The following is a 22,595-nucleotide window of genomic DNA, read 5'->3' on the forward strand; positions in this document are numbered from 1 at the left end:
GAGTCGCCATGACATCGGCTTCCACGCTCGAAAACCGGCTCGCGGCCCGCGCAAGGCCGCTGTTCGGCGCACCGGTCCTGCGGTTCGTGGCGCTGCTTGCTCTCTGTTCCGCCTATATCCAGGGGCCCTTGACGAAGATCTTCGACTTCGGCGGGGCGATCGCGGAGATGAACCATTTCGGCCTGCATCCCGCACCCTTCTTCGCCGTAGCGGTAATCGTCTTCGAACTCGCCGCCTCGGCGATGGTTCTGAGCGGCTTCTTCCGCTGGCTCGCGGCCCTTGCGCTCGCCGCCTTCACGCTGGTGGCGACTTTCGTCGCCCTGCGCTTCTGGGAACTCGCCCCGGGACCGGAACGTCTCATGGCGACCAATGCGTTCTTCGAGCATCTGGGCCTCGTCGGCGCGTTCCTGATCGTCGCATGGCAAGACCTTCATGAGCGGAGGTCTGGCCAGCCATGACGGATGCGACGGCCCCTTCCAGCGGCTTCGCACCGCTTCGCCAGAAGGTCTTTGCGACGCTCTGGATTGCGACCGTTATCGGCAACACCGGCAGCTTCATCCGTGATGTCGCGAGCGCGTGGCTGGTGACCGACCTTTCGCCCGCGCCCGCCGCCGTCGCCACGATCCAGGCGGCCGCCACGCTTCCGATCTTCCTCCTGGCGATACCGGCCGGTGTCCTGTCGGACATCCTCGACCGCCGTAAATTTCTGATCGTCATCCAGCTGATGCTTGCCTGCGTCAGCGTCTGCCTGCTGCTCCTCTCGGCAACCGGGCTCCAGTCGGTAAGCTCGCTGATCGCGCTCACCTTCGCAGGCGGTATCGGGGCTGCGCTCATCGCGCCAACCTGGCAGGCGATCGTGCCCGAACTGGTCGAGCGGAAGGACGTCAAGAGCGCCGTCGCACTGAATTCGCTTGGCATCAACATCGCGCGGTCGATCGGGCCTGCGGCGGGCGGCCTGCTGCTCGCATGGTTCGGCGCCGCTGTGACCTACGGCGTCGACGTCATCAGCTATCTTTTCGTTATCGCCGCGCTCCTCTGGTGGAAACGGCCGCCGGATATCGAGGACGCGCTTTCGGAAAAATTCGCGGGCGCCTTCCGCGCCGGCTTGCGCTACGCCAGGGCCAGCCACGAGCTACACGTCGTCTTGCTGCGGGCCGCGGTCTTTTTCGCCTTCTCGAGTGCCGTGTGGGCGCTGCTGCCGCTGGTTGCCCGCAATCTCCTCGGTGGCGACGCAGGTTACTACGGCATTCTGCTTGGCGCCGTCGGCGCCGGCGCAATCGGGGGTGCCATCGTGATGCCGACACTGCGCGCCCGCTTCGATGCCGACACGCTAATTCTCGGTGCCGTGATCGTTACGGCTGCGGTCATGACGGGCCTCTCGTTCGCGCCCCCGCAATGGCTGGCGCCCGTGGTGCTTCTCGCCCTCGGTGCCGCCTGGATTACCGCCCTGACGACACTCAACGGCGCCGCACAATCGATCCTGCCCAACTGGGTACGCGGCCGTTCCCTGGCAGTCTACCTGACCGTGTTCAACGGAGCGATGACCGCCGGCAGCCTTATTTGGGGCGTTGTCGCCGAGGCAGCTGGTGTTCCGCTCACCTTGTTGATCGGCGCTGCCGGACTGTTCGCCGTGGGCCTTCTGTTCCATCCGCTCAAGCTGCCGAGAGGCGAGGCCGATCTTGTCGCCTCCAACCACTGGCCGGAGCCGCTGACGGCCGAGCCCGTCGAGAATGACCGAGGCCCGGTGATGATCCTCATCGAATATCGGGTCGCAAAAGCGGACAGGGATGGATTTCTCGATGCCATCCATCGCCTGTCGCAGGAGCGGCGGCGAGACGGCGCCTATGGCTGGGGTGTGACGGAAGATGCGGCTGATCCGGAACGGATCGTCGAATGGTTCATGGTCGAGTCCTGGGCCGAGCACCTCAGGCAGCATCGGCGCGTATCAAAGGCGGACGCCGATGTGCAGCAGGAAGTCCGGCGCTTCCAGCAAGGGCCGGAGACGCCGGTCGTGAGCCACTTCCTCGCTCTCAACCGACCACGCGCCAGTCGCCGCAGTTAGTCGGCGACGATTCACCGCGAATTTGCATTAGCCCAGGGCACGGTGGCCGGAGACTTCCGCGCCGGCGTCAGACGGCAATGCGAGGAAGCGCAATGCCGAAACAAGGCCGATCACCGCGATGACCACGAAGGCGACGCGGATGTCCGCGAGGCCCGCGTGGTCACCCTCGGCGACATGCCGTGCGAAAGCGGAAAACCTGATCACGGCGGCGGCAACGGCGACGCCGAGAAGTTGGGAAAGCTGTTGTAGCATGGCCGAGATGGTCGTGGCCGCGCTGCGCTGGTCGGTGGTCACGTCGGCAAAGGAGATCGTGTTGAGCGCGGTGAACTGCATCGATCGCGAGAGGCCGGCGGCAAGCAACAGGGCAAGCAGCAAGATGCGCGGCGTTTCGTGCCCGACCGCAGTGAAGGCCGCAAGCGACGCAGAGGCGATGACGCCGTTGACCACCAGAAGCGTGCGGAAGCCATAGCGGCGGAGCAGCGGCGTTGTCACGCTCTTCATCAAGAGGTTGCCGAGAAAATACGCAAGCACCAGCGTCCCGGTCTCGACGGCACTGAAGCCGAGGCCAACCTGAAAGAGCAAGGGGAGCAGGAACGGCGTGGCGTTTATGGCGAGCCGTCCGGCAGTTCCCGATGAAAGCGTCGCCAGCGCGAAGGTCGGGATTTTCAACACCGAAAGGTCGAGCAGTCCGGCCCTGTTGCGATTGAGATGCCGAACAGCGAAGACCGACAGGACGCCTCCTGCGACCACCAGAGCAGCGGCGACGCCGCTGCCATTCGGCGAAGAGGAGAGTTCAAGCCCCGCGAGGATCGAGGCAAGCGCTCCGCTCGTCAGGAAGAAGCCCTTGAAGTCGAAGGGCCGAGCACGCTGCGCCGGCTCGCGCGGGACAAAAGTAGCGACCAACAACACGCCGGCTAGCCCGAGCGGCACGTTGATGAAGAAGTTCCATTGCCATCCGATGTTGGTGGTGATCCACGCGCCGATAAGCGGTCCGAGCACGGGCGCGATCAGCGCCGGCCATGTGATCGTCGCGATGGCATGCACCAGCTCGGCCTTCGGCGCATTGCGCAGGACCAGTTGCCGTCCAACTGGTGTCATCAGCGCGGCCGAGGCGCCCTGCACGAGGCGAGCGGCGGTGAATTCGCCGAGGCTCGAGACGGCGCCGCAGGCGACGGAGGAAATCGTGAAAAGAGCGATGGCGGAGAGAAAGACGCTACGCGCGCCAAACCGATCGGCAAGCCAACCCGCAGGCGGAATGAACACGGCCATGGCCAGAAGATAGGCCGTGAATCCGACGTTCAACGAGACGACGTCCGTTGAAAAGGCCGACGCCATCGCCGGCAGCGAAGTCGTGATGATGGTGCTGTCGAGCATCTGCATGAAGAAGGCGACAGCCACAATGCCGGAAACCAGGCGTGAACGATGCAGAGGCTGGGAAATCGAGGAGATGGAGGACATAGGGGAATGGCTAAAGGAAGAGAAAACGCCGGCCTCTGGGGGTTGGCGTCATAATAGGGCTTCAGTTGCTTGCCGCAACCTTCTTCACCGCCGCGTTGTAGAAGGACCGGTCGATCCAGCTGTCGTAGTCGACCTTGCCCTTGAGAAGGCCGGCTTCCGCCATGAAGGCTTCCTCGCCCTGGAGCGCCCTGACGGCTTCCTCGGTGATTTCGGGATTTTGCCAGAACTTGCCATTCGAATAGGTCGAACGGACTGCCGCCTCGCTGTTGCCGGTCTCCTTGACGAAGATCTTGATGGTCTCCTCCGGATTTCCATCGACCCAGCGCGACAGGGCAAGGTCGGCGGCAAGCACACGCGCCACAATCTCGGGATATTTCCGGGCGAATTCGCCATTGACGCTGAGGAGGTGGGGCACCGCCCATTCGGGGCTGCCGGAAACGCCGGCATCGTAAATCAGCCGCGCCTGCCCCGCATCGACGAGCTTCTGCACCGGACCATTGCTTTCGACGATCGCGTCGACATCGCCTCTCGCGAGCGCCGGATCCGAGTTCTCGATACCAAGGTTCAGGCTCTCGACATCGGCGATGCCGAGATTGACCGATTTCAGCGCCGTGGCGAACGTCGAATGGCGGACGGTGCCCGAGAGATAGGCAACCTTCTTGCCCTTCAGGTCTTCAAGCTTCCGGATCGGCGAGTCCGGGCGTACGACGATCTGCGTCTCGTTCGACCTGGCCCAGTTCGAGAGGCCGATCAGCTTGACGTCGGCACCCGTGGCCGCGAGGCGCAAGGATGGATTGTTGCCGATATAGGTGAAGTCGAGCGCGCCGGACCTGAGCGCGACGGAGGCGGCAGAGCCGCCGTCGAAGGTCGTCAGTTCGACCTTGATGCCGTCCTTGGCGAATTCCTCCTCGAGGATCTTCTTGTTGCGGAAGAGAATGAACTTCAGATGTCCCGGCGCGGTCGAGCCGATGCGGATGGTGTCGGGCTTGGCGCCGTCCGCGAGAGCGGACGCGTACCCAGCGATAGGGGTGACGGATAGCGCAAGGGCGAGCTTCAGGAAGGTGCGGCGCAAGGAATTGCGAACGGTGCGTGCCATGGGCGGGTCCTTTTCGGAGTGCAATCGGGTTAGCGTTGGAAATGCGGCTTCGTGCGTCTGGCTCAGCTCGGTCCGCCTTCGCCCGTGCCGCGCCAGCGCGTGGCGCGCCGTTCGGCGGCGACGAGGCCGTAGTTGAGCAGGAGACCGATGATCGTCAGCGTCAGGATGCCGGCATACATGCGGTCGGTCTCAAGCATCAGCGAGGAATGCTGGATCAGGTAACCGATGCCGGATTGGGCGGCGAGCATTTCGGCGGCGATGACCGAAAAGAGCGAGGTCTTAACGCCGAGCCGCGCCCCGGCCACGATCGACGGGATCGCCGAAGGGAAGATGACTTTCTTGAACAGATCCCAGTCGGAGGTTCCCATCGAGCGGGCAGCCTTCACGAGCAGCGGATCGACCGACTTCACCCCGACGATCGTGTTGATAAGGAGAAAGAAAACCGCCGCGTAAAAGGTGATCGCGATCTTGGAGGCCTCGCCAATGCCGAGGACGAGGATGAAGACGGGTAGCAGCGCAAACTGCGACGTATTCCTGAGGGTCTGGACGAGAAAATCGCTGACCTTTTCGAAAACGGTGTACCTCCCCATGAGAAAGCCGAGCGGAACCGCAGTGACCACCGCGAGGACGAACCCGATCGCGGCACGCTGCAGGCTGATGCCGATGTGGGCGGCAAGCTGCCGAAATCATTCGAACGCTGACCCGACAGAGCGCCGTTGCGTGGAAAAGTCTTGATTCCCGTTCACGGTCGGGCGTGGCGCGAAGCCACGTTGCCAACAGTCGAACAGCGGGCGAAACGTGTTCTGTATCGCCGCCAGCCGTTCGACCGGATCCCCGCCTTCAAAGCGGTTCTACGGCTCTAATCTCTGAGGCCGCCCGCGACCGAGCGCGCCTTCGGCGCGGGCCTGCAGATAGGCGTAGATGTCGTCGATATAGGGAGCGAAGTTGGGATCGTCGCCGAAGCCCTTCATCACCGAAGCGCCGCCACTGCTCCGTCCGTTGCGCACGACGCGCCTGAACTCCTCGATGCCGAGCGGCCGGTCCACGAGCGAGGATGCGAAGCTCGAGCCTATTCCATCGGGGCCGTGGCAATGGTTGCAGCCGGCATTATAGCGCCGATAGCCGTTATAGGTCCGCGCGTCGGCCTTGCCGTCGACGACTCTGTAGAATCCGTCGGCGGCTGCATGCTCTGCGAAGGTTCCCCCGCCCGCAAGGCCAAAGAAGACGACAGCAAACCAAACCAGATACTGCAACCGATGCATGTCCCGTTGCCTTGACAGCGCCTCGCGGTGTGACCGCGATGCGATTGGCTTTTGGACCTGTGTGGAAAGCCTCAGACCCTCAGGTCCGGCAAAAGCCTCCACCGTTGCACGAAACGACCGGGATGCTCCTCGATCCAACGCGCGACATGTGCTTGCGCCTGCATGAAGGCGACGCCTGGATTCGCGGCCAGATCCCAAACGACTTCTTCGCGGACCTCGCAAGCGTCAGGCGTGTTCGACAGGCAAACCAACATAGTGAGCGTGTAGAGCATCGTTCCCCCCCTTCCGAAGCTCTCGTGCTGGCGGCGTTCACACCCCGAAATGTCAGTGATCGCCCAAGGATTCTGGACCGATCAATAGGATCGGTCACTTCTCGAGTATGGCGCTGGTCGTCACGCTGTCGAACCGATTGGTGCCCGGCTCGTTTACGACAAGGACTTCGCCATCGCGTATGATCTCCAAGTCGGCAGAAGGCTGGCCGATCGCTTGAGGCACGGAGATCAGCAGCCGCTGACCCGGTCCGAGCGTAGATACGAAGCGGATCGGCTGCTCGTCTGCTCCCGAGGCCACGGTCGCAACCACCCGGTAGCCGCCCTTTTCGACCGTGTAATACACAGCGCCATCGAAGCGGCCGAGATGAACGCTGTGGCCATTCCCTGCCTTCAGGTCCGACGCCGCCGCCGCGCCTGTCATGGCGAGCAAGGCCGTTGCAAATGCTATAGAATGTTTGGTCATAGCTGTCCCTCCTCCGTGAGCCATCAACTGCCCAATTCAAAGGGCTACTTAGTCCTTTGGAGATCTTATAAGACGCGCAGCGCGGCAGATTGTCTGTTCCAATGGTGACACGCTCAGCCTATGCGCGGATGAGTTCGGGCAAAAGCGGTGCGGTCCCCCAATTTCCCGTGGCCGATGCCCTAATTTTCGCGAGCTTGCCCACTGCATATTTCTTAAATCGTAGCCGATGTAAGGACAGAAACATGCAGCAACTCAAAGTGCTACAGCGACCTTTTGCGCGTCTGATACGACGCGCGGCGCTGTAGTTGTTGAGAATTCACGGCACATCGCTGGCCGACAGCAGCCACGGCTCGCCGCGCAGGCGCAGGAGGACTTCCATCCGGTTGGCGGCGTGGAACTTGCCGAGCACGGAGGAAACCTGATGCTCGATCGTGCGCGGCGAGCGCGACAAACGCCGGGCAGCTTCCTTGTTGCTCATGCCTTCTGCCATCAAGGCGAGCACCTGTTGTTCGTGCCGCGTCAAGCCAAGGGGGTGGCGGCGGGCCGCCGCGTATGGCCCTCTGCGGCTCTTCGGCAACTGATCTGCAACACCCAGTCGCTGCGCCTGTTTTCGCGCCAGCGCCGCAGCGGGACGCGCCTCCAGCGACTCGAATATGGTCACGGCACGCGCCAATGCCGGCCCGGCTTCGGCTCCGCGAACCTGCATCAGGGCAAGCGCCGCTTCATAGGGAAGCCCCAAGCGTTCCCATTCCTTAGCCGCCGCCATCGGATTGCCACGGAGTTCGCAGGATCGCCGTAAGGGAATCCGCGCGACCGACGTCGGCAGCGGCATAGCCATGCCGCAACGCTGCCACCAGACGGCCAATTCGCCCAGATCCCAGGCGCGGAAGTTGTCAAGATCCATCGCAGCGAGCGCGGTCAGCTGTTCGTCGCTGGCACTCTGGTCTTCGGCAAGCCAGGCGGCTTCTGCCAACGCCATGCGGACTGGCACGATCCGTTGGAGCTCGCCGGTCGCCAGTCCTTCCTGGAGCGCTTGCTGGAGCAGATCCAAGCCACCGGCCTCACCCAGTCGCACGCGTACCCTTCCGAGTACCGTAAGGGCCGGCAGATGCATGACCATCGCCAAGCGCTCCAGATTCATGACGCCCTGCGCAATGGTTTCTGCTTCTCTGAACCGCCCCTGCTCCAGGCGAAGTTGCGCCTGCCGCCCGAGCAGGTATTGTGCCGCTGAATCGAGATCGTGTTTGGTCGCGAGCGCGATGCCTTCGGCCAGCAAGCGTTCAGCCAGGGCAAAGTCCTTGGAGGCAACGGCGCACTCCGCAAAATTGGTGTAGGCCCGCACGGCATGGTCGTGAAATCCATGCTCAAGCGCCAGCGCCAAGCTTTCCTCCAGCCGCTCGCGACCGCCCGGACGGTCGGCGAAAAGGAGCGCGGTGCCGATATTGTTCAAAGCGTGGACGCGCGTTTCGACCTCGCCAAGTTGATCGGCGAGGGCGATGGCGCGCAAGCCCCAGTCTATCGCTTCGTCGAAGCGGTAATGCAGCATATGGAACTGAGAGCGCGTGCTGTAAGCCATCGCCAATTCCGAGCCGGGCGACAGTTTTTCCATTTCGCGTACCGCCTGGTCCGCGTAATCCTCCGCTGGCTTGCCCTCGCCGCGGCGCCAGTGCAGCCGCGACAACCGGCACAGATTGGGACCGATCCTGTCGGTGCGCCCCAGTTCGCGCCAGATCTCGATAGCGCGATGGTGCGCCTCGATCACCGGCTCGTAGACGAGCAGCGCCAGTCCCGCCTCGTAGGCCCAGGCCTCGTAAAGCTGAGCGGCCTGCTCCGGTGTGGCCTGCGCAACGTATTTCAGGGCCGTCGCCAAATGCGATGCGGCTTCCCGATGGGCGCCGAGACGGGCTGCGTGAGCCGCAGCCCGTGGCGCAAGTTCGAGGACGCGTGCCCCGTCTTCGGCTCCGGCTGCGTGATGGACCCGGCGCGAAAGCAGGGCCGACGCATGCGCCGTCGGGAGTTGCGATATCGCCGCCTCCGCCTTCGCATGGAGTGACCTCTGAAGGCTCGGCGGCAGTCGGTCGAGTGTCGCCTGCCGGGCAAGTTCATGCCGAAACATCAGGGCGTCCTGATTGTCTCGCTGCAACAATCCGCGCGCCACGCACTGGTCCACCAGTGCTTCGGCCTCGGAACCCAGCAGAGCCTGGATCAGCCACCGCTCTACGCTGCCCGGTATGATGCTGATCACCTCAAGCACGTCCCGTTGACCAGCGGTCAGCCGTGAGAGACGCGCCCAGACCGCATCGCGTATGGAATCCGGCACGCGCCCGGGCTCGGTTTCGCCGCTTGCCAGAAGTTCGGTGATGAAAAAGGGATTGCCCTCCGTGACGTGGTAAAGATCAGCGCCACAGCGACCCGCCTGTTCAGCCAGTACCGTCACGGCTTCGGGAGACAGCGGTTCCAAGGCTATGCGGGTGACCGACGCGGACGGCAGGTCGCCGAGTACGTGCGTCAGCGGATGATCGGCGCCGATTTCATCGCTGCGCAGACTGAGCACGAGCACGGCGGGCAGCAGAGAGATGCGGCGACCGAGGTATTTTACGAGGTCGAGCGTGGCGTTGTCGGCCCAGTGCACATCTTCGAAGATGAGTACGATCGCGTCACCCGCGTGCTGGAGCGCATTCAAGAGTGCCGGAAACAGTCGCTCGGGCGGAGCCGCCTGATCGAGCAGTGCTGCGACACGGGGGTCAAGCAGTTCCCTCATGTCCTGCAAGGGTCCGAGCGGGCACGGCGTAAAAAGCGCCTCGCACCAACCCCACAGCACCCGACGGCCCTTGTCCACATGCTCCGCGAACTCGCGCAGGAGGGCGGTCTTGCCAATTCCCGCTTCGCCTTCGAGCAGCACAGCGCTGCCGCGTCCGGCCGCGGCGCTCCGCACCGCACTCAGCAAAGCCTCGAGTGGACCCTCTCGATCGAGCAGCATCATGAAACCCCCTCGAGAGTATAACAAGTCGATCGGATTTACACGATGAGTTTTGTGCGAGTTGATGACCGTATTTCGGTAATAATAAGGAAACCATCTCAATTTTTTCTTCGAAAAAATCGAGTAATCCCCTTGTGGTTGCTTGGATACAACGTTGAAACCGGAGCGCGCGCAAGGTTGAAAACGCCGAACTTATTGCCGCCCTTGAACCGGCAGGTTGCAATTAACACAGTATTGGACTGAACCGCGGGTTGTGCAGGGTTTAAGAGTCCCTGGTTCTTGGGCACTGCGGCCAGGGCCGCGTCGGGTCGCGTGCCAGCAATGTGCCCAGCTATGAGAAACTCACCGGATGCGCGTGAACGAGTGACGGTATCGCGAGTGATCGACGCTCGGAACTCTCAGACAGGACTCGTCCCATTGGTCTTCCGCCACCATTGAACGGCCCGCTCCGCTATCGCCTCTAGCGGCAGACTTGCGTCCACGGCAAGTGTCAGCGGCTCCTGATGGGGAGGCTCGAGCGTCCGGTATTGGCTCTCGACCAGGCTTGCCGGCATGAAGTGGCCCGGACGCTTGGCAACGCGTGCACCGGCCAGATCCCGTGCCAGATCGAGAAAGACGAAGCCAAGCCCTGGCTCCCCCTGCCGAAGCAGGTCACGATAGCTTTTCCTGAGCGCTGAGCAGGTGAGAACCGGGCGCTCCCCGGCAGCAAGTGCCGCGGCGACTTCCTCGCTGAGGCGGCAGAGCCAACCGTGCCGATCTTCGTCCGTAAGGGGAACGCCTGCACTCATCTTGGCAATGTTGGCGACGGGATGAAAAGCATCCCCCTCGATCAAGCGACCTTGGTACAGATCGGCGATGGCGGCGCCGACGCTGCTCTTTCCGCAGCCCGCAACGCCCATGACGACGATACCGCGTATTTGCTCGGCCATATTCACCCTCCTCAAGATAGCGCTGTCTCATCCAGCAAAAAACCTCCATGCCGATGAGTGCGGAGGTGACTGGAGAAACCTCCTCGAAATCGCCGGTCTTAAATCGGCTAGGATTTCGGGAAACATACAATAGCGGCGAGATCGCATTCCTCGTAAGATAGCGCTGTCTTATCGAAGCACATCCATATTGGCAAGTATCGAACCATCATGCGTAAAGAGGCCTCCCGCGCCACCGGCCGCCCCACCCTCGCTGAAGTTGCACGGCTTGCCGGCGTCTCGCAGATCACCGCGTCACGCGCCTTGCGCGACGTCCCTACGGTCGATCCGGTGCTGGTGTCGAAGGTGCGTGAAGCCTCGAAGGCGTTAGGCTATGTACCGAACCCGGCCGCGCGCACGCTGGCCTCGGCGCGAAGCCAATCGGTCGTCGTGCTTGTTCCCGCGCTCTCGAACCACTTGTTCATCGAGACGCTCGAAGCCATTCATAACGTCCTTCGTCCGCGCGGCTATGACGTCTTGATCGGAAACTTCCACTATTCCCGGAAAGAGGAAGAGGAACTCATCCGCAATTATCTTGCCATCCAGCCGTGCGGCATCCTACTCACCGGCTTCGATCGCACAGAGGCATCCCGGCGTCTGCTCGAAGCGAACAAGGTTCCCTGCGTCCACATGATGGAACTCACGAAAGCCGAGGACATCTTTTCGGTTGGTTTCTCGCAGGAAGACGCCGGAGCCGTGATAGCGCGGCACCTTCTGGCGAGGGGAAAGCGCCGGCTCGCCTATGTCGCGGCCCAGCTCGACGCCCGCGTCATACGACGCGGCGAAGGGTTCAAGCGCGCACTAGCCGAAGCGGGCGTGGATGCATCACTGGAGTTGGTGGTGCCCGACCCCTCGTCAGTTGGGCTCGGCGGTGAACTCTTCGACAGGCTGCTGCGCCAGCATCCGGAGGTTGACGGCATTTTCTTTTGCAACGACGACCTGGCGCACGGCGCGATTTTCGAGGCCCAACGGCAGGGCATATCCGTCCCAGGCCGCATCGCTTTCGTCGGCTTCAACGACCTGCCGATGTCCGCCCACATCGTTCCGCGGCTGACCTCGATCCGCACCCCTCGAGAAGATGTCGGCAAACATGCAGCGCATCTGATGCTGGCGCTGCTTGCGGGCGCAGAGGTCCGCGACAGGACGATCGACCTCGGTTTCGAACTCGTCGTTCGCGAGAGCAGTTGACGACAGTTGAGAGGCGCCCAAACCGTTCGAGCGAATTCGAACGATCGCTGCTCTTTTCCCGCGCCGGGCGACGTCCTATTTGATCAAGGTCAACACGGCACTTGCAACCGCACGGCACTGTGTTTGAATAGGTAAACGTTCGAGTGGAATCGTGATCGCGATGGGCCAAACGACCTGGAGATGCGCGAGAGGATTGCTGACCATGCTGGTCGCGATCATGTTCCTTGCCGCGCCCATGGCTGGCGCGACTGCCTCGACATGCGATGACCACGCTGCCCAGCTCGAACATAGCGAAACGTCAGGGGACTTGACCCACTCGGGCGACCATCATCGCCCTGACGACCACAAGGCTTGCTGCCACAGCGCCTGCACCTGGTGCAGTATCGTGCTTCCGGCCGCCAATTCCGTCGTCCTGTCGCTGGACTCCAATGGTGAGCGATATCTCGACCCTCAGAGCTCCATCACAGGCGTAATCTCGCCTCCCGCTCTCGGCCCTCCCCGATCCCAAGCCTGAACGTGTGCTCCGCTCGCCCAGCGGAATGATCGTCGGTTGCCTGCGGTTCGCGCATGGCGACCGTTTCGTCGGCGTTGCCGACGCGGGAAAGAGGTTCAAACGAGATATGAAACGTCGTCAATTCTTAGGCCGGTTGCTTTCGGGCGCCACACTTATCGGTTCGGCGCCGCTATGGCTCCCGGCGCCAGCATGGCCGCAACGGGCAACGGACCCGTCATCGCACGCGGATGCCCTTCCGCTTACAATCTCCACACGCGTGATAGAAGTGAGAGGGAAGGCCGCGAACGTCTTCGGCCTCGTCCAGCCGAACGGAAGACATGGCCTCACGCTCGACGCGAATGGCCAGTTCGACGTCGCCCTTGGCAACGACGGCGGCGAGCCCACGCTCATTCACTGGCACGGCCTGACGCCACCTTGGGAGCTGGATGGCGTGCCGGATAATCCGGCCGCACTGCTGATGCCGGGTGAGACGCGGCGCTACACTTTCCCGGCAGGGCAAGGAGGCACGCACTGGATGCATGCGCATACGCTGCAGGAACAGCATCTGCTGGCCGCCCCGCTGATCATCAGGACGGCCGAGGACTTGAAGCGCGACGAGCAGGAGGTCGTCATCTTGCTTCACGACTTCTCCTTCACGCCCGCCGAGGAACTGCTCGCCAAGCTCAAGGGCGCCGCTGCGATGGGAGGCATGCCGATGGACCACGGTTCGATGCATGCTGGGCACATGTCCGGCGCGGCAATGTCGGGAATGGCTGGCATGGACCTCAACGACATCGAGTATGACGCCTATCTTGCCAATGATCGAACGCTCGATGATCCCGAAGTCGTTGCGGTCGAAAGCGGCGGCCGGGTTCGGCTGCGCATCATAAACGGCGCGACGGCGACGGCATTCACGATCGATACCGGACCGATCGTCGGACAACTGATTGCGGCGGACGGACAGGCGATCCGGCCGATTGCGGGAAGCCGCTTCCCCATCTCCATGGGCCAGCGCCTCGATATCCGTCTGGAACTCCCGAAGACGGGTGAGGCGCACCCTGTCCTCGCCTTGCGCGAAGGATCCAATGAGCGCATCGGCGTGATCCTCGCCCCGCCCGGTGCGACGGTACGCAGGCTCGCGTCCCGGGGGCACGACGCAGGTCCGGTGGTCGGCCTCGAGCTAGAGCGGAGCCTGACGGCAGTCGCGACGCTCCCGAAACGCTCGGCAGACCAGCGCTTCGCGCTCACGCTGACCGGCGACATGGCAGGCTACGACTGGCAGATTGGTGGTGACGCCTTGAGCGTGAAGCAGGGCGACAGGGTGGAGGTCGTCATGCAGAACATGTCGATGATGGCGCACCCGATGCATCTGCACGGGCACCATTTTCAAGTGGTCGGAATCGACGGCCTGCCCCTTCGGGGCGGAGCCGTGCGGGATACCGTTGTCGTGCCGCCGATGACAAGCGTGGCGATTGCTTTCGACGCGAACAATCCCGGGCGCTGGCCTCTCCACTGCCATCACCTCTATCACATGGCATCCGGGATGATGTCCTTCGTTAGTTATCGGAACTGAGCACCAGAGCACCGCGCGTCCCGACGCGCGATGCTGTAACGCGTTGAATTGCTACATAACCTTCCGCTTGATCGCTTCGAATTAGGGAACGGTGCAGCGGGGCCAGTATTCCGCTTCGGCGTTCGCCCGCAACGGCATCGCCGAACATGTTGGGAGCCGCGCCAAGCTCGCGGGCGACCAACGGGCGCTACCAACGGAGTCGTATCCAATGGACGAGCATGAGCATCACGAGCATCACCACCATCCCGTGCAGGAGAGCGCGACGAAGCCGAGTGATGGGGCAACTCCTCAGACGGAACAGGCCGACGGCGTCGTCTACACCTGCCCCATGCATCCGCAGGTGCGCCAGATCGGCCCGGGCAATTGCCCGATCTGCGGCATGGCGCTCGAGCCGGAAGTGACGACGGCGGAAACCGGACCGAGCGCGGAACTCATCGACGTGAGGCGCCGGTTCTGGGTCGGCCTGATGTCGACGATACCGGTGCTTGCTCTCGAGATGGGCGGCCATGTCGCCGATCTGCACATGCTGCTTGGGGCGCAGACATCGAACTGGCTCCAGCTCCTCTTTGCAACACCAGTGGTGCTGTGGGCAGGTGCGCCGTTCTTCGAACGGGCATGGCGATCCATCGTCAACCGACACCTCAACATGTTCACGCTGATCGCGATGGGAACCGGCGTTGCCTGGGTCTACAGCGTGGTTGCCACCGCTGCGCCCGGCCTCTTCCCGACAACCTTCAGCGCCGTGGATGGCTCGATCGCGGTCTATTTCGAGGCCGCCGCCGTCATTACAGTGCTTGTCCTGCTCGGGCAGGTGCTGGAATTGCAGGCGCGTGAACAGACGGGAGGCGCGATCCGCGCGCTTCTGGATCTCGCCCCGAAAACAGCCCGTCGCATCCGCGATGACGGCGTAGACGAGGACGTGCAACTCGAAGCCGTTGTCGTCGGAGATCGGCTGCGGGTTCGTCCCGGCGAGAAAGTCCCGGTCGACGGCGTCCTCGTCGAGGGCCGCAGTTCGGTCGATGAATCGATGATTACGGGAGAGTCGATGCCCGTTACCAAGGAGGTCGGCGCCAGCCTCATTGGCGGCACGATGAACCGCACAGGCGGGTTCGTCATGAAAGCGGGGAAGGTCGGGCGCGATACCATGCTGTCGCAGATCGTGCACATGGTTGCGGATGCCCAGCGCTCGCGCGCACCGATCCAGCGCCTTGCCGACCAGGTCTCCGGCTGGTTCGTGCCCGTCGTGATTGCCATTGCCGTGATTGCGTTTGCGACATGGATGGCGGTCGGACCCGAGCCCCGCTTTGCGCACGGGCTCGTCGCCGCAGTCGCCGTGCTCATCATCGCCTGCCCCTGCGCTCTTGGCCTCGCCACCCCGATGTCGATCATGGTCGGCGTCGGACGCGGCGCGCGGCTCGGCGTGCTGATCAAGAATGCCGAGGCACTGGAGCGCTTCGAAAAGGTCGACACGCTGGTGGTCGACAAGACCGGGACGCTGACGGAGGGCAAACCCAAGGTGACAGCGATCGAGGTCGCCAACGGATTTGCCGAGACCGAGTTGCTCCGCCTCGCCGCTACCCTGGAACGCGCAAGCGAGCATCCCCTCGCGGCGGCGATTGTGGAAGCCGCTCATGAGCGCGGCCTCAGCCTCGGCACAGCGAAGGATTTCGACAGTCCGGTCGGCAAAGGCGTGACCGGCTCCGTCGACGGGCGCAAGCTCGTCATCGGCAGCCACCGCATAATGGTCGAGGGAAAAGTGGACGTTTCCTCTCTCAGCGAAAAGGCCGAAGCGTTACGAGGCGAAGGGGCGACGGTGATCTTTGCCGCCGTCGATGGCCGCGTCGGCGGACTTTTTGCGATCTCCGATCCGATCAAGTCGACGACGACCCCTGCCGTCGAGGCGCTCGTCAAGGAAGGTGTGCGGGTGGTCATGCTGACCGGAGACAACAAGACTACGGCACATGCGGTCGCGAGGAGGCTCGGGATCAAAGAAGTCGAGGCCGAAATTCTGCCGGAGCACAAGAGCGAAATCGTTGCGCGATTGCGCCGGGAGGGCCGGATCGTTGCCATGGCCGGGGACGGGGTGAATGATGCCCCTGCGCTTGCCGCGGCCGATGTCGGTATTGCCATGGGGACCGGAACGGACGTTGCGATCGAGAGCGCCGGTGTGACGTTGCTCAAGGGCGATCTTCAGGGCATCGCACGAGCGCGGCAGCTCAGCCACGCCACGATGAAGAACATCAGGCAAAACCTGTTCTTTGCCTTCATCTACAACGCCGCCGGCGTGCCGGTTGCCGCCGGCGTCCTTTATCCGGCCTTCGGGCTCCTTCTTTCACCGATAATCGCGGCCGCGGCCATGGCTCTGTCTTCCGTCAGCGTCATCGGCAACGCCTTAAGGTTGAGGCGTGCCCAGATATGAGATGGGAAGATTCAAGATCTCCGCGGCGATTTGCTCGGCGCCGCGGGCGGCATCGATCCGCCTCCAGCCCCTCTCGCCGCTGTCGCGGGCCAGTTGTCCGGACAGAACGTCGACGTCCGCATCCGAAGGCCCGCCGCTTCGGGAGGCAACGCGGTCACACAGAAGCGTCGCCTCGGCATCCAGCCACACGGCGGTGAGCGGAATGCCGAGCTCGCCTGCAAGCTTTTCCATCAGGTTGCGATTTTCCGGCTTGTCGAACACCGCATCGACAATCACAGTGCCACCTGCGGCCAGGAGCGGGCGGGCTCTCTCTGCCATTTCGCGATAGACCTTTTCCGATACCTCGGGACGGTAGGCCGAGGGCGGCAGTCTGGTTTCCGCGGAAACGCGGTGCATAGCCTTTCTGACGCGATCGCTTTCGACAATCCTGGCCCCCGGCGCCGCACCCACCCGCGCAGCCAATGTCTCTGCCACCGTCGTCTTGCCGGAGCCGCTGAATCCACCGATGGCGATCAGCCGTACCGGCACCGGTTGGATCAGCAGGCGTGCCAAGTCGAAGTAGGATCTCGCTTCGGCGACGAGTTTCGCTGAAGCTTCCCCGCTTTCTTCCACCTGTGTTGCGGTGACGTGCGCCCTGACGGCGGCGCGAATTGCCATCAGGTACGGCAGAAGCACGAAACCGTCCTCGTCATCCGATTCGTCCAGATAACGATTCATGACCAGGTTTGCGAGATCCGGGAAGCCACGATGCCAGAGATCCATCAGCAGAAAGGCGAGGTCATAAAGTGTATCAACCGTAGCGATCTGATCGTTGAACTCGATGCAATCGAACAACCGCGGCGCACCCTCGAAAAGGCAGATGTTACGCAGATGCAGGTCGCCATGGCAGCGCCTGACCTTTCCCGCCGCCTCGCGCCGGTCGAGCAGCGTCGCATGGCGCGCGAGCCCTCTATCGAATGCCAGAGTGAAGGCGCCGAGCTCGGCCGGTTGAAAGACCCGGCTCGTTGCAAATCCCGCGGCGTTGATGCGGAGGACTCCGGCGATATTGGCAGCGCCTCCCCCTTCATGAACGACAGGCGCCGCGCGGTGAAAGCGTGCGATCATCTGCGCGGCCACAGTCATGAGCTCAGGGGTGAGCCTGCCCTCGACAGCCATTCGGTCGAAGAGCGCTTGCTGATCGAAGCGCGCCATTTCAACCACTGCGTCCAGCAATTCTCCATGGCCGTCGAACGCCAGGGTACCATCCTTCTCGCGGGTAATTCGCCGGACGCCGAGATACAGCCCTGGCGCGGTCGCGGAATTGAGCTCCACCTCCTTCTGGCAGGCATCGAGCCGGAGCCTCGCGGTCGAGAAATCGACGTAGGGCAGCTTGACCGCTCGTTTCATTTTGAAGGCCCGCCGGCCGACGAGGAAGATACGGGAAATATGCGTTTCCATCGTCTCGATCGGCTCGGTGATGCCATAAGAGGCAGGAGCGCTGAGAAACGCGACCGCCGCGGTCTGGTCTTCCGCTATCACGCATTCCTCCTGTTTTCTCCGACTTGCCATGGAACACCGTTTGGGCATCGTTCTCATTGATACCGATCAACCAAGGCATCAAGGAAGGAAACCCTCAAGCGGCGAAAGCGTTTCACCAAGTAGCCACGCCGCAGCCAGATCGCTCGGCCATGCAGTTTGATTCAGCTCAATGAAGGATGCGGTCACTCGCCTAGGCTGACATGCGGTAAGCGCAACCAACTCTTCGAGGGAGAAAGCTCATGCCCTTCAAGACAATTCTCACCGTCACAGGAGTCGACGGCTCAGATAGCGATCTGCAAACCGCAGCCGATCTCTGCGGCCAAGCGGGTGCTCATCTTTCTGTCCTGGTCGTCGCGATGGCTCCGCCACCGCCGATCGGAGAGTATGCGACCGCTTCCACGATATGGCTGGAGCAACGCGATCGCGATCGCGAGAAGCTTGAAGCATCCGTGAACCATGCCCGCGAAACAGTTTCTCGCGCCGAAATCTCCTTCGAGATCGATGGCATCTACGCCGAAGCCGGGACGGCAGATCGCGAAATTGGCCACCGCGCGCTTTACGCCGATCTCGTCTTGATCGGGCCAAGCGTTCTTGACCAGGCGGATTTCAAGCGGCAGGTGATCAACGGCAGCCTCTTTCAGGCGACGCGACCGATCCTGCTCAACCCGACCGGCAGCAAGCCGAGTCTCCGGCCGAAGACGGTCCTGCTTGCCTGGGACTCGCGCGCGGAAGCTGCCCGTGCGGCGTGCGAGGCTCTCGAACTCATGGCGAAGGCGACGTCGGTCCACGTAACCTTGGTCGACCCGGAGGCAGTTCGCGGGGAAAACGGCGAGGAACCTGGCGCCGATATCGCCGCCTATCTCGCTCGCCACGGCATCAACGTAACGGTCGATCAGCTACCGAGCGCGGGCCGTCCTGTGGCGAGCGTGCTGCAGCAGCATGCCGTCGACATTGCCGCCGACATGATCGTCATGGGCGCATACGGGCATTCGCGAGTGCGCGAGCTGATCTTCGGTGGGGTTACAAGGACAATGCTCGACGATGCTGTCATCCCGATCCTGATGGCCCGCTGAGCGCCCCCGCCGTCAACGCAGTAGCCGGCCGTTCGCAGAGCGGATCGAGGGGGACCGAACACCAATCGGAAGACGGCAATGCGCCAAGATCGGGAAGGATCTGGTAAAGTTGCCGATATGGGGGACCGAATGATACTTCTCGGATGGGGCATCCGCCCCTCCCGACGGAGATCGCAACAGACGACGCCAATTGGAGGTTTCACCAATGAGCGAAGCTTGGGACCTGTCGATTTCACCCGAAAAAGTCTGCTATTTCATAGTCAAGGCCCGCGAATTCGACGTCAAGGATGCCGTGACCGACCCCGACCCGGCATCCAACGCATCCGACGACAACATGGCCTCGGTGCTTGAGGATCAACCGGACGATCCCGTCGAGGCTGAACTTGCGAGCGCCATCTGGGCGCTCAACGAAGACGAGCAGATCGATCTCGTCGCTTTGACTTGGCTCGGCCGCGGCGACGGCAAGCTGGAAGACTGGAACGACATTCGTGCCCAGGCTGCCGACGCACACAACAACCGAACGGCCGCCTATCTGCTCGGTATACCGCTGTTGGCGGACTACCTGGAGGAGGCGATGGCGCAATTCGGCGAGTCCTGCCAGGATTACGAAACAGGCCGCCTCTGAAGTACCTTGTGCGCCCTGACGAGGCGAATGCGTCTGCTTGGGGAAGCCAGGCCAGCCGCCGCTCGAAATCAAGAGAGCGTTTGATTTATGTCAATAATTACAAACCTTTAACTCTCCGTCCACCACTTGGGCGCGCTAGTATTCGCCGCAGGACAACAGAAATCGGAGATGTCCGTGAAAGCCATCCTGCAGCGATATGCGACGCCCTTCATCACAGGTCTATTTCTCGTTTCGCTCATTTCGGGAATCGCGCTGTTTTTCCACGTGGGCAACGGCGTTTTCAACGAGATGCATGAATGGCTGAGCATCGCGCTCATCCTGCCGTTCGCGCTGCACGTTTGGAGGAACTGGCGACCGATGACGCATTACCTCGAACGTCTTCCGATGACGCTTACGCTCTTGGTCTCGACCGGAGCGGCCGTTGCCATGGCCTGGCCGAGCAGTGAAGGTCGCAGCAGCGGGCCACCGCAGATCGCCTTCAGCCGGCAGATCATCGCCAACACCGCCGGCGAGATCGCACCGCTTCTGGGTCTGACGAGCGAGAGCCTGGTCGAAACGCTCAAGGCGCGCGGATTCGCGGCAGCGGCACCCGATATGGCCTTGATCGAGATTGCCACGAAATCGGGCAAGAACGAATCCCAGCTGGTGCGGGCCCTTTTGCCGGGCCAACCGTGACAAACAGGCAATAGCGCGCAACGTTATTCTACAAGTCTGCAATACAAACACATGCTAGCGTCTCCCGTAGCGCCGATCGATAATTGCCGCGCATTTCAGTTCGTCGGGCAACGGGAGAGCATTGAATGGAACCATCGCCTCCGGGCCAATATGACCCGCTACCGCTCGTGCTTATTGTCCTTTCGGCGGTGACCGGTCTTGTCGACGCGGTCAGTGTGCTCGGGCTCGGCCAGGTTTTTGTCGCCAACATGACCGGCAACACAGTCTTCCTGGGCTTTGCCATCGGCGGAGCCCCCGGCTTCGATGTTGCGCGAAACCTGACCGCGTTGATTGCCTTCTTAGTCGGGGCATGGGCCGGCGGGCTTATTGCTGTACGCCATGCAAAGGCCAGTCGCCGGCGTTGCCTGCTGACCGTTGCGACGGGTGAAGCGTTGCTCTTCTGGATCTCCGCCTTTCTTGCGATCGGATTTGACACGAACGCACTCGCGCCTACCCGCAGTCTTTATCTGCTGATCATCCTTACCGCCATTGCCATGGGGCTGCGAAATGCGACAGTTCGCGCGCTCAAGGTGCCGGATCTCACCACGACGGTTCTTACACTGACTATCACTGGCCTTGCCGCGGATTCCTCGCTTGCCGGCGGCAGCAACAAGAACTGGCAGCGCCGCGTTGCAGCCGTGCTCGCCATCCTGATCGGCGCCGCTATCGGCGCTGCCTTGATGCGGTGGGTCGGGCTCGCGCCGACATTGCTCGTGACTGGCGCCATCGTGCTGGGCGTAACGATCGCTTATGCCCTCCACCCTGCATCTCGCCAACTCGCGAGTGACGCTGCATGAGCACTGCGATCGAACGAGGCGAGTTGGCGAGTTTGGTGGCGCCGCTGATGGAGCCATTGGCATCCGCGCTGGAGGCCTTCGGCGTCGCGGTCATCATCATCGGCGTGATCTTCGCCACCGTCCGCTATGTGCGGGACTTGGCCGCAGGTCTCGGCGATCTCGCCTACGACCGCTACCGCGCCAACCTGGGGCGCGGGATCCTGCTTGGCCTCGAACTTCTGATCGGCGCGGATATCATCGCGACCATCACGTCGCCCCTCACCTGGGAGAGTGTCGGCTTGCTGGGGCTGATCGTGCTGATACGGACCTTCTTGAGCTTCTCGCTGGAGGCGGAGATCGAAGGCGAATGGCCCTGGCAAAGGCAGCGGCGCAACAGGGCAGCGGGTCCGAAAGGCCCGAACGATTAAGCAGGGCTCAAAAACTCCGACGCGAATGGCGGGGGTCAACACGAATGGCGGGCGAGCCAACTCCCCGCGGCGGTTGTCTCGGCCGCTCCGTCGCGGCCGAGACTATCGGGGCTTGCCGGCCTAGGTCTGTCAGGCCGCCCGGACGCTTGCGTCGAGCGGGATCTCGATATCGACCTCAAGCGTCGAGACCTGTTCGCCGCGGTCCATCTTCACGTTCACTTTGTCGCGGTCGACCTGAACGTGCTTCGCAATGACCGCGAGAATTTCCTCCCGCAGCTGCGCGACCAGGTCCGAGTGACCGACCGAGGCGCGCTCATGTGCGAGCAGGATCTGGAGGCGTTCGCGCGCCGTCGGCGCCGAAGTTTGTTTACTGAAGAAGCTGAAAATACTCATGCTGCCCTCCGTCCGAATATTTTTCCGAACAAACCGCCGCGCTTTTCACCGGGAATGGTGATCGGGACCGTTTCGCCGGCAAGCCGGCGTGCGGCATCGAGGTAAGCGAGCGCCGGTGCGCTGCGGCTGTCGGCGATCGTGACAGGTGCACCGATGTTGGAGGCGCGCAGCACGTCCATGCTTTCCGGAACGATCCCAAGCAGCGGGATCGAGAGGATCTCGAGCACGTCATCGACCTTCAGCATGTCGCCCCGCTCTGCGCGGTTTGCATCGTAGCGGGTGAGCAGCAGATGCTTTTCCACCCGTTCGCCGCGTTCCGCTCTCTCCGTCTTGGAGTCGAGAAGACCGATGATGCGATCCGAGTCGCGAACGGACGAGACTTCCGGGTTGGTGACGATGACGGCAACGTCGGCATGGCGCATGGCGAGCGTGGCGCCGCGCTCGATCCCGGCCGGGCTGTCGCAGATGATCCAGTCGAAATGCTTTTTCAGCTCGGCCATCACCTTTTCGACGCCCTCGGGCGTCAGGCTGTCCTTGTCACGCGTCTGCGATGCCGGCAGCAGGAAAAGGGTTTCGAGCCGCTTGTCGCGGATCAGCGCCTGCGGCAGCTTGGCGTCGCCCTGTATGACATTGACCAGGTCATAAACGACTCGCCGCTCGGCTCCCATGACGAGGTCGAGATTGCGCAGGCCGACGTCAAAATCGACGACGACCGTCTTCTCGTTCCTCTGCGCCAATGCCGCACCGAGTGCGGCGGTAGACGTCGTCTTGCCGACGCCGCCTTTACCCGATGTAACCACGATTACTTTCGCCATCTTGCACTCCTGTTTCCCGGCC

Annotated in this window: 19 protein-coding genes and 1 pseudogene; 10 read left to right on the forward strand and 10 right to left on the reverse strand. The window is 62.6% G+C overall.

Going from position 1 to position 22,595, the window contains the following annotated elements:
- Positions 1–8 precede the first annotated feature (8 nt).
- Positions 9–458, forward strand: a complete 450-nt coding sequence (locus tag QN222_RS05135; protein WP_283964406.1) for a DoxX family protein — start codon at positions 9–11, stop codon at positions 456–458.
- Entirely contained in the window at positions 455–2,062 is a 1,608-nt protein-coding gene (locus QN222_RS05140; protein WP_283964405.1) for an MFS transporter, read from the forward strand. Before QN222_RS05135 ends, QN222_RS05140 begins: the two co-directional genes overlap by 4 nt.
- 27 nt (positions 2,063–2,089) lie before the next feature.
- On the opposite strand, the gene QN222_RS05145 is transcribed toward QN222_RS05140, so the two are convergent.
- From QN222_RS05145 to QN222_RS05175, 7 genes and pseudogenes are all read right to left on the reverse strand, one after another.
- Positions 2,090–3,520, reverse strand: coding sequence for an MFS transporter (locus QN222_RS05145; RefSeq protein ID WP_283964404.1), 1,431 nt, complete (start codon positions 3,518–3,520; stop codon positions 2,090–2,092).
- Between the two features lie 61 nt (positions 3,521–3,581).
- Positions 3,582–4,616 (reverse strand): aliphatic sulfonate ABC transporter substrate-binding protein, encoded by a 1,035-nt coding sequence (locus QN222_RS05150; RefSeq protein WP_283964403.1) that lies wholly within the window; start codon positions 4,614–4,616, stop codon positions 3,582–3,584.
- Positions 4,617–4,678: 62 nt separating this feature from the next.
- Positions 4,679–5,296 (reverse strand): annotated as a pseudogene (locus tag QN222_RS05155) (ABC transporter permease); the annotation flags it as partial.
- Positions 5,297–5,467: 171 nt separating this feature from the next.
- The gene (locus QN222_RS05160; RefSeq protein ID WP_283964402.1) at positions 5,468–5,878 is read right to left on the reverse strand and encodes a cytochrome c; all 411 of its coding nucleotides are present in this window, start codon (positions 5,876–5,878) and stop codon (positions 5,468–5,470) included.
- 366 nt (positions 5,879–6,244) lie between these two features.
- Entirely contained in the window at positions 6,245–6,613 is a 369-nt protein-coding gene (locus QN222_RS05165) for a hypothetical protein (RefSeq protein ID WP_283964401.1), read from the reverse strand.
- Positions 6,614–6,929: 316 nt separating this feature from the next.
- Positions 6,930–9,596, reverse strand: coding sequence for a LuxR family transcriptional regulator (locus QN222_RS05170; RefSeq protein ID WP_284005284.1), 2,667 nt, complete (start codon positions 9,594–9,596; stop codon positions 6,930–6,932).
- A 395-nt stretch (positions 9,597–9,991) separates the two neighbouring features.
- Positions 9,992–10,522, reverse strand: a complete 531-nt coding sequence (locus QN222_RS05175; RefSeq protein WP_283964138.1) for a gluconokinase — start codon at positions 10,520–10,522, stop codon at positions 9,992–9,994.
- A gap of 207 nt (positions 10,523–10,729) precedes the next feature.
- On the opposite strand from QN222_RS05175, the gene QN222_RS05180 reads away from it, so the two are divergent.
- The 3 genes from QN222_RS05180 to QN222_RS05190 all read left to right on the forward strand — a co-directional run bounded on the left by QN222_RS05180 (position 10,730) and on the right by QN222_RS05190 (position 16,231).
- On the forward strand, positions 10,730–11,746 hold the full coding sequence (locus QN222_RS05180) for a LacI family DNA-binding transcriptional regulator (protein WP_283964139.1): 1,017 nt from the start codon (positions 10,730–10,732) through the stop codon (positions 11,744–11,746).
- 620 nt (positions 11,747–12,366) lie between these two features.
- Positions 12,367–13,812: a multicopper oxidase family protein gene (locus QN222_RS05185; protein ID WP_283964140.1), complete on the forward strand. Its 1,446-nt coding sequence runs from the start codon at positions 12,367–12,369 to the stop codon at positions 13,810–13,812.
- 208 nt (positions 13,813–14,020) lie between these two features.
- Complete coding sequence (locus QN222_RS05190) at positions 14,021–16,231, forward strand: copper-translocating P-type ATPase (protein ID WP_283964141.1); 2,211 nt, start codon at positions 14,021–14,023, stop codon at positions 16,229–16,231.
- On the opposite strand, the gene QN222_RS05195 is transcribed toward QN222_RS05190, so the two are convergent.
- A complete protein-coding gene (locus QN222_RS05195) occupies positions 16,205–17,779 on the reverse strand; it encodes a bifunctional aminoglycoside phosphotransferase/ATP-binding protein (RefSeq protein ID WP_283964142.1) in 1,575 nt (524 codons plus the stop codon). The two genes, QN222_RS05190 and QN222_RS05195, sit on opposite strands and share 27 nt — an antisense overlap.
- 209 nt (positions 17,780–17,988) lie before the next feature.
- On the opposite strand from QN222_RS05195, the gene QN222_RS05200 reads away from it, so the two are divergent.
- The 5 genes from QN222_RS05200 to QN222_RS05220 all read left to right on the forward strand — a co-directional run bounded on the left by QN222_RS05200 (position 17,989) and on the right by QN222_RS05220 (position 21,365).
- A complete protein-coding gene (locus QN222_RS05200; protein ID WP_283964143.1) occupies positions 17,989–18,822 on the forward strand; it encodes a universal stress protein in 834 nt (277 codons plus the stop codon).
- Positions 18,823–19,027: 205 nt separating this feature from the next.
- Positions 19,028–19,447, forward strand: a complete 420-nt coding sequence (locus QN222_RS05205) for a DUF3775 domain-containing protein (protein WP_283964144.1) — start codon at positions 19,028–19,030, stop codon at positions 19,445–19,447.
- Between the two features lie 168 nt (positions 19,448–19,615).
- Positions 19,616–20,122, forward strand: a complete 507-nt coding sequence (locus tag QN222_RS05210; RefSeq protein ID WP_284005285.1) for a DUF4405 domain-containing protein — start codon at positions 19,616–19,618, stop codon at positions 20,120–20,122.
- Between the two features lie 125 nt (positions 20,123–20,247).
- On the forward strand, positions 20,248–20,958 hold the full coding sequence (locus QN222_RS05215) for a YoaK family protein (RefSeq protein ID WP_283964146.1): 711 nt from the start codon (positions 20,248–20,250) through the stop codon (positions 20,956–20,958).
- Positions 20,955–21,365, forward strand: a complete 411-nt coding sequence (locus tag QN222_RS05220; protein WP_283964147.1) for a DUF1622 domain-containing protein — start codon at positions 20,955–20,957, stop codon at positions 21,363–21,365. Before QN222_RS05215 ends, QN222_RS05220 begins: the two co-directional genes overlap by 4 nt.
- 129 nt (positions 21,366–21,494) lie before the next feature.
- Here QN222_RS05220 and minE read toward each other — a convergent pair whose 3' ends face one another.
- Both minE and minD read right to left on the reverse strand, forming a co-directional pair.
- Positions 21,495–21,758: a cell division topological specificity factor MinE gene (gene minE / locus QN222_RS05225; RefSeq protein WP_180943677.1), complete on the reverse strand. Its 264-nt coding sequence runs from the start codon at positions 21,756–21,758 to the stop codon at positions 21,495–21,497.
- A complete protein-coding gene (minD, locus tag QN222_RS05230; RefSeq protein ID WP_136505139.1) occupies positions 21,755–22,573 on the reverse strand; it encodes a septum site-determining protein MinD in 819 nt (272 codons plus the stop codon). Before minD ends, minE begins: the two co-directional genes overlap by 4 nt.
- Positions 22,574–22,595: the final 22 nt, after the last annotated feature.

Origin of the sequence: Sinorhizobium sp. 6-70 (genome assembly GCF_030124375.1) — a bacterium.
Classification (GTDB): Bacteria; Pseudomonadota; Alphaproteobacteria; order Rhizobiales; family Rhizobiaceae; genus Sinorhizobium.

What these genes read in the sequence shown, in the direction of transcription:
- minD (WP_136505139.1), bottom strand. Translation starts at nt 22,573, where the DNA reads ATGGCGAAAGTAATCGTGGTTACATCGGGTAAAGGCGGCGTCGGCAAG.
- QN222_RS05175 (WP_283964138.1), bottom strand. Translation starts at nt 10,522, where the DNA reads ATGGCCGAGCAAATACGCGGTATCGTCGTCATGGGCGTTGCGGGCTGC.
- QN222_RS05145 (WP_283964404.1), bottom strand. Translation starts at nt 3,520, where the DNA reads ATGTCCTCCATCTCCTCGATTTCCCAGCCTCTGCATCGTTCACGCCTG.
- QN222_RS05190 (WP_283964141.1), top strand. Translation starts at nt 14,021, where the DNA reads ATGGACGAGCATGAGCATCACGAGCATCACCACCATCCCGTGCAGGAG.
- QN222_RS05170 (WP_284005284.1), bottom strand. Translation starts at nt 9,596, where the DNA reads ATGATGCTGCTCGATCGAGAGGGTCCACTCGAGGCTTTGCTGAGTGCG.
- QN222_RS05200 (WP_283964143.1), top strand. Translation starts at nt 17,989, where the DNA reads ATGCCCTTCAAGACAATTCTCACCGTCACAGGAGTCGACGGCTCAGAT.
- minE (WP_180943677.1), bottom strand. Translation starts at nt 21,758, where the DNA reads ATGAGTATTTTCAGCTTCTTCAGTAAACAAACTTCGGCGCCGACGGCG.
- QN222_RS05160 (WP_283964402.1), bottom strand. Translation starts at nt 5,878, where the DNA reads ATGCATCGGTTGCAGTATCTGGTTTGGTTTGCTGTCGTCTTCTTTGGC.
- QN222_RS05180 (WP_283964139.1), top strand. Translation starts at nt 10,730, where the DNA reads ATGCGTAAAGAGGCCTCCCGCGCCACCGGCCGCCCCACCCTCGCTGAA.
- QN222_RS05220 (WP_283964147.1), top strand. Translation starts at nt 20,955, where the DNA reads ATGAGCACTGCGATCGAACGAGGCGAGTTGGCGAGTTTGGTGGCGCCG.
- QN222_RS05195 (WP_283964142.1), bottom strand. Translation starts at nt 17,779, where the DNA reads ATGGCAAGTCGGAGAAAACAGGAGGAATGCGTGATAGCGGAAGACCAG.
- QN222_RS05135 (WP_283964406.1), top strand. Translation starts at nt 9, where the DNA reads ATGACATCGGCTTCCACGCTCGAAAACCGGCTCGCGGCCCGCGCAAGG.
- QN222_RS05205 (WP_283964144.1), top strand. Translation starts at nt 19,028, where the DNA reads ATGAGCGAAGCTTGGGACCTGTCGATTTCACCCGAAAAAGTCTGCTAT.
- QN222_RS05210 (WP_284005285.1), top strand. Translation starts at nt 19,616, where the DNA reads ATGTCCGTGAAAGCCATCCTGCAGCGATATGCGACGCCCTTCATCACA.
- QN222_RS05215 (WP_283964146.1), top strand. Translation starts at nt 20,248, where the DNA reads ATGGAACCATCGCCTCCGGGCCAATATGACCCGCTACCGCTCGTGCTT.
- QN222_RS05140 (WP_283964405.1), top strand. Translation starts at nt 455, where the DNA reads ATGACGGATGCGACGGCCCCTTCCAGCGGCTTCGCACCGCTTCGCCAG.
- QN222_RS05165 (WP_283964401.1), bottom strand. Translation starts at nt 6,613, where the DNA reads ATGACCAAACATTCTATAGCATTTGCAACGGCCTTGCTCGCCATGACA.
- QN222_RS05185 (WP_283964140.1), top strand. Translation starts at nt 12,367, where the DNA reads ATGAAACGTCGTCAATTCTTAGGCCGGTTGCTTTCGGGCGCCACACTT.
- QN222_RS05150 (WP_283964403.1), bottom strand. Translation starts at nt 4,616, where the DNA reads ATGGCACGCACCGTTCGCAATTCCTTGCGCCGCACCTTCCTGAAGCTC.